Origin of the sequence: Capnocytophaga ochracea DSM 7271 (assembly GCF_000023285.1) — a bacterium.
GTDB classification, from domain to species: Bacteria; Bacteroidota; Bacteroidia; order Flavobacteriales; family Flavobacteriaceae; genus Capnocytophaga; species Capnocytophaga ochracea.
On record NC_013162.1, the window covers coordinates 1,048,481 to 1,060,088 of the forward strand.

The 11,608-nt window shown below is 38.6% G+C and carries 12 protein-coding genes; 8 read left to right on the top strand and 4 right to left on the bottom strand.

The annotated features are described in order from the left end of the window. Genes COCH_RS04520 through COCH_RS04555 form a run of 8 tightly spaced genes read left to right on the top strand, consistent with a single transcriptional unit; the run spans position 1 to position 7,445 of the window. Positions 1-198 carry a hypothetical protein gene (locus COCH_RS04520; RefSeq protein ID WP_015782130.1) on the top strand — a complete coding sequence of 66 codons (198 nt, stop codon included), beginning with the start codon at positions 1-3 and terminating at the stop codon, positions 196-198. After that, positions 164-583: a hypothetical protein gene (locus COCH_RS04525; protein ID WP_015782131.1), complete on the top strand. Its 420-nt coding sequence runs from the start codon at positions 164-166 to the stop codon at positions 581-583. The genes COCH_RS04520 and COCH_RS04525 overlap by 35 nt, the downstream gene beginning before the upstream one ends. Beyond that, positions 583-1,065 (top strand): hypothetical protein, encoded by a 483-nt coding sequence (locus COCH_RS04530; RefSeq protein ID WP_015782132.1) that lies wholly within the window; start codon positions 583-585, stop codon positions 1,063-1,065. The genes COCH_RS04525 and COCH_RS04530 overlap by 1 nt, the downstream gene beginning before the upstream one ends. Then, positions 1,062-1,985 (top strand): hypothetical protein, encoded by a 924-nt coding sequence (locus tag COCH_RS04535; RefSeq protein ID WP_015782133.1) that lies wholly within the window; start codon positions 1,062-1,064, stop codon positions 1,983-1,985. The genes COCH_RS04530 and COCH_RS04535 overlap by 4 nt, the downstream gene beginning before the upstream one ends. Continuing rightward, positions 1,982-3,889 carry a hypothetical protein gene (locus COCH_RS04540; RefSeq protein ID WP_015782134.1) on the top strand — a complete coding sequence of 636 codons (1,908 nt, stop codon included), beginning with the start codon at positions 1,982-1,984 and terminating at the stop codon, positions 3,887-3,889. Before COCH_RS04535 ends, COCH_RS04540 begins: the two co-directional genes overlap by 4 nt. A 3-nt stretch (positions 3,890-3,892) precedes the next feature. Further along, on the top strand, positions 3,893-6,961 hold the full coding sequence (locus COCH_RS04545; protein ID WP_015782135.1) for a hypothetical protein: 3,069 nt from the start codon (positions 3,893-3,895) through the stop codon (positions 6,959-6,961). Further along, on the top strand, positions 6,958-7,212 hold the full coding sequence (locus COCH_RS04550) for a hypothetical protein (RefSeq protein ID WP_015782136.1): 255 nt from the start codon (positions 6,958-6,960) through the stop codon (positions 7,210-7,212). Before COCH_RS04545 ends, COCH_RS04550 begins: the two co-directional genes overlap by 4 nt. Positions 7,213-7,214: 2 nt before the next feature. Beyond that, positions 7,215-7,445 (top strand): hypothetical protein, encoded by a 231-nt coding sequence (locus tag COCH_RS04555; RefSeq protein WP_223375702.1) that lies wholly within the window; start codon positions 7,215-7,217, stop codon positions 7,443-7,445. A gap of 65 nt (positions 7,446-7,510) precedes the next feature. On the opposite strand, the gene COCH_RS04560 is transcribed toward COCH_RS04555, so the two are convergent. From COCH_RS04560 to COCH_RS12395, 4 genes are read right to left on the bottom strand one after another with little or no spacing between them, the layout of a single operon-like run. Then, positions 7,511-8,236: a YggS family pyridoxal phosphate-dependent enzyme gene (locus tag COCH_RS04560; protein WP_015782138.1), complete on the bottom strand. Its 726-nt coding sequence runs from the start codon at positions 8,234-8,236 to the stop codon at positions 7,511-7,513. 24 nt (positions 8,237-8,260) lie between these two features. Beyond that, positions 8,261-8,842 (bottom strand): threonine/serine exporter family protein, encoded by a 582-nt coding sequence (locus tag COCH_RS04565; protein WP_015782139.1) that lies wholly within the window; start codon positions 8,840-8,842, stop codon positions 8,261-8,263. Further along, positions 8,829-9,599: a threonine/serine exporter family protein gene (locus COCH_RS04570; protein ID WP_002674442.1), complete on the bottom strand. Its 771-nt coding sequence runs from the start codon at positions 9,597-9,599 to the stop codon at positions 8,829-8,831. The genes COCH_RS04565 and COCH_RS04570 overlap by 14 nt, the downstream gene beginning before the upstream one ends. Positions 9,600-9,635: 36 nt before the next feature. Then, the gene (locus tag COCH_RS12395; RefSeq protein WP_015782140.1) at positions 9,636-11,576 is read right to left on the bottom strand and encodes a DUF5018 domain-containing protein; all 1,941 of its coding nucleotides are present in this window, start codon (positions 11,574-11,576) and stop codon (positions 9,636-9,638) included. Positions 11,577-11,608 lie beyond the last annotated feature (32 nt).

The window sequence follows — 11,608 nt, forward strand, 5'->3', positions numbered from 1 at the left end:
ATGAAAGAATTAATGTTATTAGAGAAAATTATCACTAAAATAAGAGAGGACGCTACTTTTACGCCAGAAGTTGCAAAAGAGTTTGAACATTTACAAAACTTTTCTGATGGTGAATTTTCAGCATATACCAATGTTTTAGAAATAATAAAAACCTTTATTGAAAATGAAAGAGATTTTGCAACAAATAGCAACGAGTAACGGCTGGCACTTTGATTATGGGCGTTCGGATTTTCACAACTTGGAAACAGAAGCTGGTAAGGATTATTACTTCTTTCTTGACCCATTAGAAGAGAGTGTAACGTTTGATGATTACGCCGAACCAACGAAGCACACCTATAACGGGCGATTTATGCTTTTGAAACACTCGGAATTTGATAGGGTGTATAATTCACAGAGCGAAAACGAACAAGTAGAAGGTAAGTATGAGCAGTACATTAAACCTTGCAAAAGAGAGGTGATGAAAATTGCCAAAGCCTTTTGTGGTGATTACACAATTGAGGGCTGGCGAATGGTTGAGGTTATTAACTTGTATGATAACAACTTCGATGGCGTGCTGGTGACCTTCCAAATTAGTAGTGAATAATGGAAGAGGCTGTTAAGATATTACAAGAGGAATTGGAAGCCTTAAAACTTGACCTAATCGCTAAGTATGAAGAACTTGGTATGCGGGCAAGTGGATTATGGGAGCACACGCTCGAAGTAAAGGCTACGGCTACTACCGGCGGGTTGCGTGGTGTGATTACGGGAGTGGATTACACCTATTATATGCAACACGGACGCAAGGAGGGGAGAATGCCACCTATACAAGCCATTGAGCGTTGGATATTGGCAAGAGGTTTAGAACCAATAAAGGACAAGATGAGCACTACCTCGCTGGCGTGGGCGATTGCCAAGAAGATAGCACGAGAGGGCACAAAGAGATTTAAAGGAGGTGAACAACCGCCTTTTATTGACGCTGTGATAACGCCCGAGAGGGTACAACAGATAATGGAGAAGGTAGGGTATAAGTACTTGGCTACTTTCACAAGTGAGATTATTAACTTTTTAAATGAGATGGGAAAATGAGTTTTACAATAGAAAATAATTTTGCATACGGAGCATTTAGCGAAGATGCTATTGTATTAGAGAGTATCTCAGCAGGTACAGGCGAATGGAGTTTGGAAAATAACACAAATTTGAGAGTAACAGTATCTTCAAGCGATAGAAAAGATTTTGTTATCAATATATCATACAGAGAAAATAAGGGAGTTGATTTGTTCTTGCCAAGTCTTTTTAAATCAATGTTTGACTTAAAAAAAGATTCTTTTTTGAGCGATAATTTTAAAATTGTTAGTCTAAAAATAGACTCATCAAAAGGTAATATTGCTAATGGTTCGTTATTCATTATACCATCTACTATTTCGATAACCGAAAATTCAAGATTAGGCGAATGTAAGAAAACAACCTATTTCAAAGATTATCCTCAAAAAGACTTGTATATTGAAAAGATACAAGGCAATGTTCCTTTCAGAATGCAAAACAAAGAAAGAACATCTGAAACAAAAGAGGTAGCAAGAATAGTAGAAGAATGCGGTATATTCTTGCGTTGGAGAAATACATACGGAGGTTGGAGTTATTGGCTATTCTCACAAGATTACACCGAAGATGTTAAAACAAAATCATTAGGCAGCGCTTTAATAGGGCGCACGTATGTAGGATTAAAATACAATTCATTTTATCCTTTTGGAACTACCTCAAAGAAAACGTGGACACTTACAAGTGAAGTACCCGTACTTGATTATGAGTTTGAGGAAATAAAATCGCTATTTGTATCGCCCGAGATATATATTTGGAAAAGCAAAGAAGTAGATGACATTCAACCTCAATATTGGGAACGGGTGAATATAGTAGAGGGTTCACAAAAATTCAAACACAATAGCCAATACACACACCCTTTGAGTGTAACAATAGAATTTCAAGAACCTAAAACAATTACGCAATTATGATAGAGTTATTTATTAATGGAAGAAAGGCAGATGTAGAACAAAAGCCGTTTACATACACTTTGCAGGTAAATGATATGTTTAATTTCGACACTCGTGAAGTGTCGTATTCAGAAACTATATACCTACCTACTACCCCTACCAATAATATTATTTTCGGATTTGCAAACGAACCCCTTAGTGACAAGGTCGAAGCATACAAGACCCACAAGGTCGATTACTATGTTAATGGTATTCCTATTGTACAAAGCGCAAACGGTTTACTTATTGGAAAGCGAGGAAACTATTTTATTTTTGAATTTAAAGACAACAGCAAAGAACTCTACACTTTTTTGCAAAATAGAGATATAAAGGGAGTTAAGGGACTATTAGACGATACAGCTAATCGTACAATAACAAATATCATTGCACAACATAATAGCACAACAACTCCTGAATTGATTTATCTAATTGCCAATTATGGAGATGATGCTATTACTTTAAATAGTAGTGGCGAATATTTAATTGAGTATGAGTTTGAAAATACACCTTTATCTATAAGATTAGATAGAGTGTTTAGGCTTATACAGCAGATGAGCGGGTTTAATTTTGTAGGAGATTTTTTTAAAAGTCAAATATGGTTAGACACGTATATAGCGTCTTCTAATATAAAGTATAATGATAGTACAGAGGGGGAAGCGTTTGAGGCTACTCACGAGGGAGGAGGTATTAATCTTGGATTGAGGTATTCTAATGGAGTTACAATGGGTTTTATCAATGAAAATGGCAAGATAAAACTAAGATACTCATACAAGGGAGCGCAACCATACAAAATTAATGAGACTGGTGAATATAAGATTACTACAGTAATTAATAACTTGCACCCCAATGCGGGTATTTTAGAACTTGAAGTGGGGTTAATTACATCAAAACATAATGAGGTAGAGAATGTACTTGTGCCAGAGAGTGGAATAACTGAATTTAAAAGAGAAAAAGTTTTAAGTTTAGAAAAAAGCGAAAATATAGTATTTTATTATGCTTTAGCGGAATCAAATCATAATACTGCTTATAGTATGTTATACAATGACGGTATAACATTTAGAATAGAAAAGGTGAAACGTAATGATAATATAGATGTTTTATTAACCGATTTTGCATTAACAGACCTGTTTAAGGAAGTTTTTAGAATATTCTCTCTTACTCCAATTAGAGATAGGAAAACTGGTGATTATTATTTTTATACTTTAAATGAAAGAGTAAATGCGCCAAAATTAGATTGGAGCAATAAATTAGTACAAGTTAAAGAGGAACAATACCACAACAATAAATACGGGAAAAAGAATAATTTCGTTTATAAGAAATATGATGATGAGAACGCTTACAGACAAGAAAAGCGAGATTCGGCAATTTTTTTTAACGATGAATCGCTTGATGAGCGAAAAGATTTCCAAAGTAAATTCTATAGTCCGTTGAACGATTATACATTTTTAAAAGGAGATAATGCGGGAATAGAGAATATGGAATTCTTTGTAAAAGAATTAAAAAAAGAAAGTAATGGTAACATCAAAACTGAGTATAAAGAAAAAACAGCACGCTGGCATATTTTCTCTTCTTTCACTACTTATTCAGGAGTAGAATTTAAACTCAAAGCAAAAGCGGAGAAACAAAATACCGATACTTTCATTTTTGCAAGCGCTACATACTTTAATTGGGATAATCTCATAAAAACCTACTATAAAGATTTTCGTCGGTTAATGGAGCACCCTTATATTGTTACTGCCGAATTTGCTTTAAACGAAATAGATGTATACGAATTTTCTTTTTTCTCACGTATATACGTTGAGCAACTTGGGGGCTACTTTTTGCCAAACAAAATAAAATACAAGGCAGGAGCGGTGACAGAAGTGGAAATGATAAAGATTAGTTAGAATATGGAAAGGGTAAATATAGCGCAGATAGATATTGATGTGGATTCGCTCATTGCGAAGAGCGCTGAGGTGCGCGAAAAGTTGATTAATATCAGCAACGAGATGAAAGCCTTAAAGGACGACTTCTCCAAGGGGAATATATCAATAGAAGAGTACACGAAGAGGCTCACCTTGCTAACAGCAGAGCAGAGGGGGCAAAGTGATGAGTTGCGTGTGTATGATACTTTGGTGAAGAACCACATTACGACAGAGGCTAAGCAGATGGCTTCTAACAACACAATGAAAGGCTCAATTAAGGAATTGAGTGCTGCACTTTCTCAGAATAAACACATATATCAACAACTGTCTGAGGAGGAGCGCAACAACGCTGAGGTAGGCGGTAAGTTGTTGGCGGTTATTCAGGAGCAGGATAAGAAGTATAAGGAATTACAAAAGAGTATCGGTAATAATCAAGTAGACGTGGGTAATTACCGGCAGGCGATATTAGATGCAGTTGGGGATAACCAAGCATTTGGTACTTCAATGAATAGCGTTGTTAATACATTTAATTCTTTGAAGGTGAATGTTGTTGCATTGGCGACTCCGTTTGCCAACTTCGTGCAGACTGGCAAGATGGCGCCAGGTGTACTCAATGCTACTGCAACGGCTACGGGGAATGTATCTACTGGTATGAAGATACTACGTGGTGCAATTATCAGCACAGGTATAGGTGCGCTCATTGTAGCATTAGGCTCTTTAATATCATACTTCACCAGCACACAAGAAGGAGCGAATAAGGTGAACAAGGTACTTACACCGTTAAAGGTGCTCTTTCAAACGCTATTCGGAGTAGTGCAACAAGTGGGTAAGGTATTAGTGGAAGCCTTTAAAGCGGCGTGGGAGCCTATTAAGAAAGTTGGTGAGTTTATAGGCACATTCCTTATCACACCAATAAAGCAAGTCGTGGGCGTAGTTAAGGGACTTGGGAAGATTCTCACAGGAAACTTTAAGGGTGCTTGGGAAGAGGTGAAGAAGCCCGCACAGGACTTAGTGAACAAGGGTAAAGAGATGGGTAAGGCAGTAGGAGAGGCTCGTGCTAAGTATGCTGAATTAGGCAAGGAAATGAAGGGCATTGTTGGAGGTATTGGCGACACAATGGACGAGGCACTTAAACGTGGACAGCGAATTGAGGAAATAAATCAAAAATTAGCAAAGTCGGAGGCGGAGCATATAGAGAAGACAGAGGCGTTAAAAGAATTATTTGCAGAACAAAACCAAATAGCGAGGGACACTTCTAAGAGTGTAGAAGAGAGAGAGAAAGCGGCGAAGGCGTCCGTTGAGACTTTGAAGCAGATAAACGCATTAGCAATAGAGCGTAACAAGTTGGAAATAGAACGCATAGAACTACAACAAAAAAGCAACGATACGAGCGACGCAGAGAGGGCGGAGTTGGCAAGAAAAAAAGCAGAACTTATTGCCAACAATAAAGAGAGGATAAACGCAGAAACCGCTCAGAATAAAGTAATAAACAGCGTAAACAGAGCGAGAAATGATGAGGCAAAAGAGCAAGCAGATAAAGCACGTGCAAGAATGCAAGAAGAATTAAAGCAACAACGTGAAGCAGTAGAAGAGTACGTTAAGACTAATTCGGCGGTTGCTAAATCATTGCAGGAACGTTTAGAGATTGAGGAAAAGGGAATGCAGGACCGCTTGGCGGTATTGGAGAAAGAAAAATCTAAGGGCTTAATAAAGCAAAATGAGTATGAAAAGCAGAAGCGAGAGATTGAGGAAGCGTATTTAAAGACACGTACAGACCTCTCTATTGAAGCGGTAAAGAAGGAAGCAGAGCAATACGAGTTGCAAAACAAAACTAAGATTGACAGCGAAACACGATTAACTGCTGAACTTATCCTGCAAGAGCAGGACCGCCAAGAAGCAATTTACCAGAAGAAAGTCGAGGCGTTAGAAAAAGAGAAAAAACTCAAACAGGAGGCACACGATTGGGATTACAACGCTGAGGACGCTTATCAGCAACAATTGCAAGAACTAAGACAAGGGTATGATGAGCAAAGCAGGGAGTTAAAGAAGCAAGCATACGAGCAAGAGAAAGAACAAAGGGCGCTAAATGCTGAGTTAGACTTTCAGGAGCGTATTGCGAGATTGGAAAGTGAAGGAGCGGGTGAATATGAGATAAGATACGCACAACTTGAGAATGAAAATACTCTTGCTATTCAGAAAGCAGATGAGTTGCACGAAGCAGGACAATTGAGTGACGAACAATACCAGCGAACATTGGAGGGTATTCGTAAGGATTATGCCAAGAAGAAAATAGCGATTGATAAGAGTGTAGAAGAGGCTAAACTTATAGCTTTTCAATCAGTATTTTCACAAATCAAGGGGTTGGTAGGTGAGCAAACAGCATTAGGAAAAGCGGCTGCGATTGCTGAAACTACCATTAATACATATATCGCTGCGCAAAAAGCGTACTCTGCTATGGCGGGAATACCAGTTGTAGGACCGGCATTGGGTGCGGTAGCGGCTGGCGCTGCGGTAGTATCGGGTATGCTAAACGTTAAGAAGATAATGGAAACCAACGTGAAGTACGAGAAGGGAGGTATTCTCAAAGGAAAGAGCCACAATGAGGGTGGTATTCCTTTCACCGTTGCAGGACGTGGAGGCTTCGAGGCTGAGGGAGGCGAATACCTTGTGAACAAGCGAGCAACGGCTATGTACTTTCCTTTATTGGAGACCATTAATAGAAGTGTAAGTAATGGTAATTACAATCCTGTGTATATGCAAGCGGGCGGTGTGATTAAACAACTTCCCGAGATGAAGATTGATTATACAGAAATCACTAAGGCAGTAAGAGAAGGCGCTATGCAAGGAACGCAAACGGGAGCGTATGAGGGTGCTATGCATGGGGCTTTTCAAGGCTCACAACAAGGAGCATTCGAGGGGGCTCGTGCAGGTAGCCTTGAAGGCTCAATGCAAGGAGCGTATGAAGGTGCAACAATGGGCACTACCTCAGGGCTCACCGATAGCATTTTGAGAATTAGCGACAATGAACGTGCGCGACAATCGGCAAGTATATGATAAAGTTAAAAGCAATATTAAAGGGTTGGGAAAATTACATATTTACTGACCCAGAAGTGGAGGCAAAGGCAAAAGAGCGGGCAAAGATATGCGCAGAGTGTCCTATGGCTAAGATGGGTACATACCAAAGGCTAATGAGAGATTATACGCTGAAAGAAGTTAAGGGTATGAAGTGTAAGGTGTGTAATTGTCCGCTCTCTACTCTTTTGCGACAAGACGAAAAGGGGTGTGAACTTAATAAATGGGAATGACAATGAATATATACGAGAAGTTAAAACCAATGGAGAACGACCTGCGTTTGGTTTACAAACACGGAGGCAGGGTAGCGTGTGAGATATTTCGAGATTTGGAAATTTACGAAGAATATCAAAAAAGCAACGCCCCAAAGATGGAGCGTTACACTTTCATATCTGAACAATTTAAGATTAGCGAGAGCCTCGTTCGTGCTATCATAAAACAGATGGGTAAAAAAATTTGTAGTTAAACTTACCACTGTACTTAACACTAATTCTATAATTATTTGAATTTTAGATATTTATTTGATAAAATTCACTTTTCATTCCAATAGTAGCTATCGGGGTAGATGCGCTTACCGAAGATAGCGGTACCAACGCGCACGATAGTGGCACCTTCTTCAATAGCGGTTTCGAGGTCGCCACTCATTCCCATTGAGAGTTCTCGGGGGTCTACATTAGGGAGGTTGAGAGCAATAATCTCTTGTTGGAGATGTTTAAGGAGTTTAAAGCAGGCGCGCACCTTTTCGGTTTCGGCACTAAACAGACCGATAGTCATCAGTCCTTTGATATGTAGGGTAGGCAGTGTAGCCACTTGCTTTACAAGATTTAGTACCTCAGAGGGGTCGGCACCAAACTTGCTTTCTTCGTTAGAGGTATTCACCTGAATAAAGATATCGAGTTCTTTACCTTCACTCTCCAAACGGTTGTGGAGTTTTTGGGCTAAATCGAGGCGGTCTACCGATTCTACACAACTCACCTCGTAACGCAAAATATCTTTTATCTTATTCGTTTGTAAATGACCGATAAAATGATTGGTATGTGGAGTGTCTTTCAGCGCTTCATACTTCTCCTTGAGTTCTTGCACTTTGTTTTCGGCGATGAGCGTATATCCTGCATTTAATGCTACTTTGATGCGCTCAGGAGTTACCGTTTTAGTAGCCAAGAGGAGCTTTACTTCCTCCGGCTTGCGACCTACGCGCTCACAAGTGTTGGCAATACGTTGTTGTACTAAGGCGATGTTTTGTAATATATTTTCCATTTTTAATTATCAATTATTAATTAACTATATCGGTTCATTCTCCACTTCTTCCTTTGGTAAATTGCCTTCAGCTTTCTTGCGCAAGAGGCGACGTTTGATGAGGTCGTTTAGGTCTTTACCTTTTACCGAATAGGTGTTAAATAACAGCATAGGAGCAATCACCCCAAAGGCTAAGCACATAGTAATAAAGCCTGTTTGTAAACCGAGTTTAAAGGTTTGGTAGAGTAAATCTAATGTTTCGTCTTGTGGGGTTTCAACGGTTACTATTTGTATGATTTTCATCATAAACTCATAGCCGTATTTACCAGGAATCATATTAATTACGGCGGGGATGGTAAACACAATAGGAGGTGTGTGTACACGGTGGGCGAAATACACCGCTAAGAGCCCTACCACACAAGCTCCCAGAAAAGAAGTAATCACGATTTGTTCGGGCATTAAGGTTGCTAATAGAAGGAACTTAATACCCCACCCTATACCGCCTAATACACCTGTTATCCATAAAGCACGACGTGGTGTGTTAAACAATAAAGCAAAGCCGATAGAAATCCACATCGACCAAAAGATGCGTTCTGCTAAACCTAAAAATATATCAAGGAAGTTCATAACCGAATAATAGTAAAGCTAAATAAAAACCTAATGAAATCATAAACACTAAAATAGCAGCGTGAGTGAGTTTAGCAATTCCTGCTACAATACAGCCTGAGAGCATATCGATAAAGCCATTGATAAGAGGTACCCCAGGCACTAACCACAATACACAAGCTGCCAAGGCATTGTGATAGTCTTGTACGCCAAGCAAGCGGAAGATGCTCATCACAGCCACCGATACGAAAGCAGCCCAACCCCAACAGATATACACGTTGAACTTGCGCAACTGCAAAATACGTCTGCCTGCTAACCCTAATAAAGTAGCGAGAAACGACATAGCGAACTCGGCATAACTTGCGTTTTCTTTGCCAAATACGTAGGCTAATGAGCCTCCTGCTATTGATACGAAGAACCACATTACATACATATTGTAATGTGGGCGTGCCTTGATGGTAGCTACCTGCTCTTCGATTTCCTCAATAGGGAGTTTCTTTTCGATAGCCTCCCACGATAGAATACTAATATCGGAAATCGCACTGAAATTCACTCCGTGATGCGGGATAGAGCGCACGATAGTTTCTTTTTCGCCTGTGCTTTTGTCCTGTATTGTTAGCACGATAGCCGAATGCGAATAGAAGTTCTCGCAATGGTAGTTCAGTGCATTAGAGATGCGTTCTACATTGCGTTCTACCCTACGGGTATTGGCACCACTGGAAATTAGCAGTTCGTTGATATCGGCAAAAAGGCGTGCCGCTCGTTCAATGGGCTTCATATATATTTTAGACGTTAGTTCTTAGGAGGTTAGTTGTTAGTTTCCTTTTACTAAAGAAAACTCAGCTTGGTATTCCTTGCCGTTTTCTTCAATGAGTACATAACCTTTGGGGAGGTTGTTCATTAAATAGTTATAGTCATTATCTGATAAGCGAGAAGAGGTTACGGCACTTTTATAGGTAATCATATTTTCTATTTTCAGATTAGGAAACACAATAGCCTTTAATTTAGCATTACCTATAGCTTCATTGAAAGTGATATACACTTGCTTAGGAAAGAACCTCGCACTCTTATCTACGATTTCAGCTTTAGTAACTTTTAGGTGTGAAGGAGCAACTGGGGTTGTAGCGCCTTCGATAGTAATCATTTTATCAGCTACTGCTGATTCTCCTACGAAATTAGTAACTGTCCATTTGTATTTACCAGATTCAAAGTCTTTTGGGATTTTAAAGGGCGCATAAAAGGATAGAATTCCTTTTTCAGGGAATCGTAGAGCTTCAATATATTTGAAACTACCATCTTCTTTTATTAATTTGAGTTTAGGAAGAGGTGTATGTTTATCTTGGTATCGAATACCCACACATTCTGCATACACAGTAAATTCTTCTCCTTTTTTGAGAGAGTAATTATCTAATTCTAGTTTAGTTGGAATATCGGCTATTTGAACATAAATCCTAAAAGGATATACATACTCTTTCCCTTGATATTTTATAACAAATTGAAAATCAGAACCACTCTCCAAAGGTGTTGTAGGTTTTTTAGGAGTTTCAAATCTAATCGTATTATAGTAAGTATCTATTTTTTTTACTATAAGAGAATAATCTTGACCATTCTTGTGCAAATAAAAACTATAGTTTTCTTTATCTTTCGGATTAATATAAACACCTGCTGTAAACTCTTCATTTGGAAGTAATACCCTTTGACGAGGTATCCCTGATTCAGATAAAACTCCTTTAAAAAAAGGTGTTCCTTGATTTAGAAAAAAATAAACAGATCCTTCGTTTTCCTTTTTGCCATCACTAACCTTTATTTTAATCTCATAGGCTCCATTTGTGTATGTGTTGGGTAAAACAACATCTATTAGCTTTTTATTATAATCTATATTTTTAATTTTAGCCTCTACTTTTGATTTGTTATTATAACTAATATAAGCTTTTATATTTTTATGTCTTGGTTTCAGCCTTCCAACTTCGATAGAGATAACATCGCCACCTTTTAGGTATTCAGTGTTTTTAGTAAGAAGTTCGAAACTTTTCTCAAAAGAATTGTATCCTTCTTCTACAATCACATAAAATATTTTTTCTGTTTTGTCTTCGGCTGTTATAGTATAGCGAACTCCTTGAGAGTAATCTAAAGTAGCTCCTGATTTAGGTTCTATCGTAGCTCTTTCTGAAATGGTAATGCTTGAAGTTAGCGCTTTTATATTAGTACCCTCAGGGACTTCTAATTTTATATAAGTTTCTCCTTTGTCAAGTACAGTCACATCTTCAGGATAATCAATATTGGTAAAGGTAATAGCTAATATTTCGGCTTCTGAGCTTTTTGTACCATTGTCATTACCATTATTGTCATCATCTTTGCCATTGTTATCATCGTCTTTGCCGTCGTTATCGTCATCTTTTCCATCGTCTTTTTCCTTCTTGGTTACCATCACCTTATACGTTTTGGTACTCTTGTTTTCGGCAGTTACGGTGTAACTTACTTCTTTAGAAAAGTCTTGAGCTATCCCTGTGTTAGGGCTTATAGTCGCGCCTTTTGAAATGCTAATAGTAGGCGTGAGGGTAGTTAGCGAGGTATCGGCAGGTAACTGTGCGCTGATAGTCGTCCCACTGATAGTGGCACTATAAGGGGTATCGTTAAGCGTAAAGACAAACGAAAGTATGTTTTTTTCAGCGCTCAAAGGGAGTGTTTCGTCTTTATCGTCCTTACAACCCAAAATCAGTAGCAAGCAAACTAAAGTTGTATATAATTTCTTCATCGTAGGTAATATTAGAGTATTCGTTAGAAAGT

Bases quoted from the DNA above. Each gene is read 5' to 3' on its own strand.
- COCH_RS04555 (WP_223375702.1), top strand. From the start codon at position 7,215: ATGAATATATACGAGAAGTTAAAACCAATGGAGAACGACCTGCGTTTG.
- COCH_RS04550 (WP_015782136.1), top strand. From the start codon at position 6,958: ATGATAAAGTTAAAAGCAATATTAAAGGGTTGGGAAAATTACATATTT.
- COCH_RS04540 (WP_015782134.1), top strand. From the start codon at position 1,982: ATGATAGAGTTATTTATTAATGGAAGAAAGGCAGATGTAGAACAAAAG.
- COCH_RS04525 (WP_015782131.1), top strand. From the start codon at position 164: ATGAAAGAGATTTTGCAACAAATAGCAACGAGTAACGGCTGGCACTTT.
- COCH_RS04570 (WP_002674442.1), bottom strand. From the start codon at position 9,599: ATGAAGCCCATTGAACGAGCGGCACGCCTTTTTGCCGATATCAACGAA.
- COCH_RS04565 (WP_015782139.1), bottom strand. From the start codon at position 8,842: ATGAACTTCCTTGATATATTTTTAGGTTTAGCAGAACGCATCTTTTGG.
- COCH_RS04560 (WP_015782138.1), bottom strand. From the start codon at position 8,236: ATGGAAAATATATTACAAAACATCGCCTTAGTACAACAACGTATTGCC.
- COCH_RS04535 (WP_015782133.1), top strand. From the start codon at position 1,062: ATGAGTTTTACAATAGAAAATAATTTTGCATACGGAGCATTTAGCGAA.
- COCH_RS04520 (WP_015782130.1), top strand. From the start codon at position 1: ATGAAAGAATTAATGTTATTAGAGAAAATTATCACTAAAATAAGAGAG.
- COCH_RS04530 (WP_015782132.1), top strand. From the start codon at position 583: ATGGAAGAGGCTGTTAAGATATTACAAGAGGAATTGGAAGCCTTAAAA.
- COCH_RS12395 (WP_015782140.1), bottom strand. From the start codon at position 11,576: ATGAAGAAATTATATACAACTTTAGTTTGCTTGCTACTGATTTTGGGT.
- COCH_RS04545 (WP_015782135.1), top strand. From the start codon at position 3,893: ATGGAAAGGGTAAATATAGCGCAGATAGATATTGATGTGGATTCGCTC.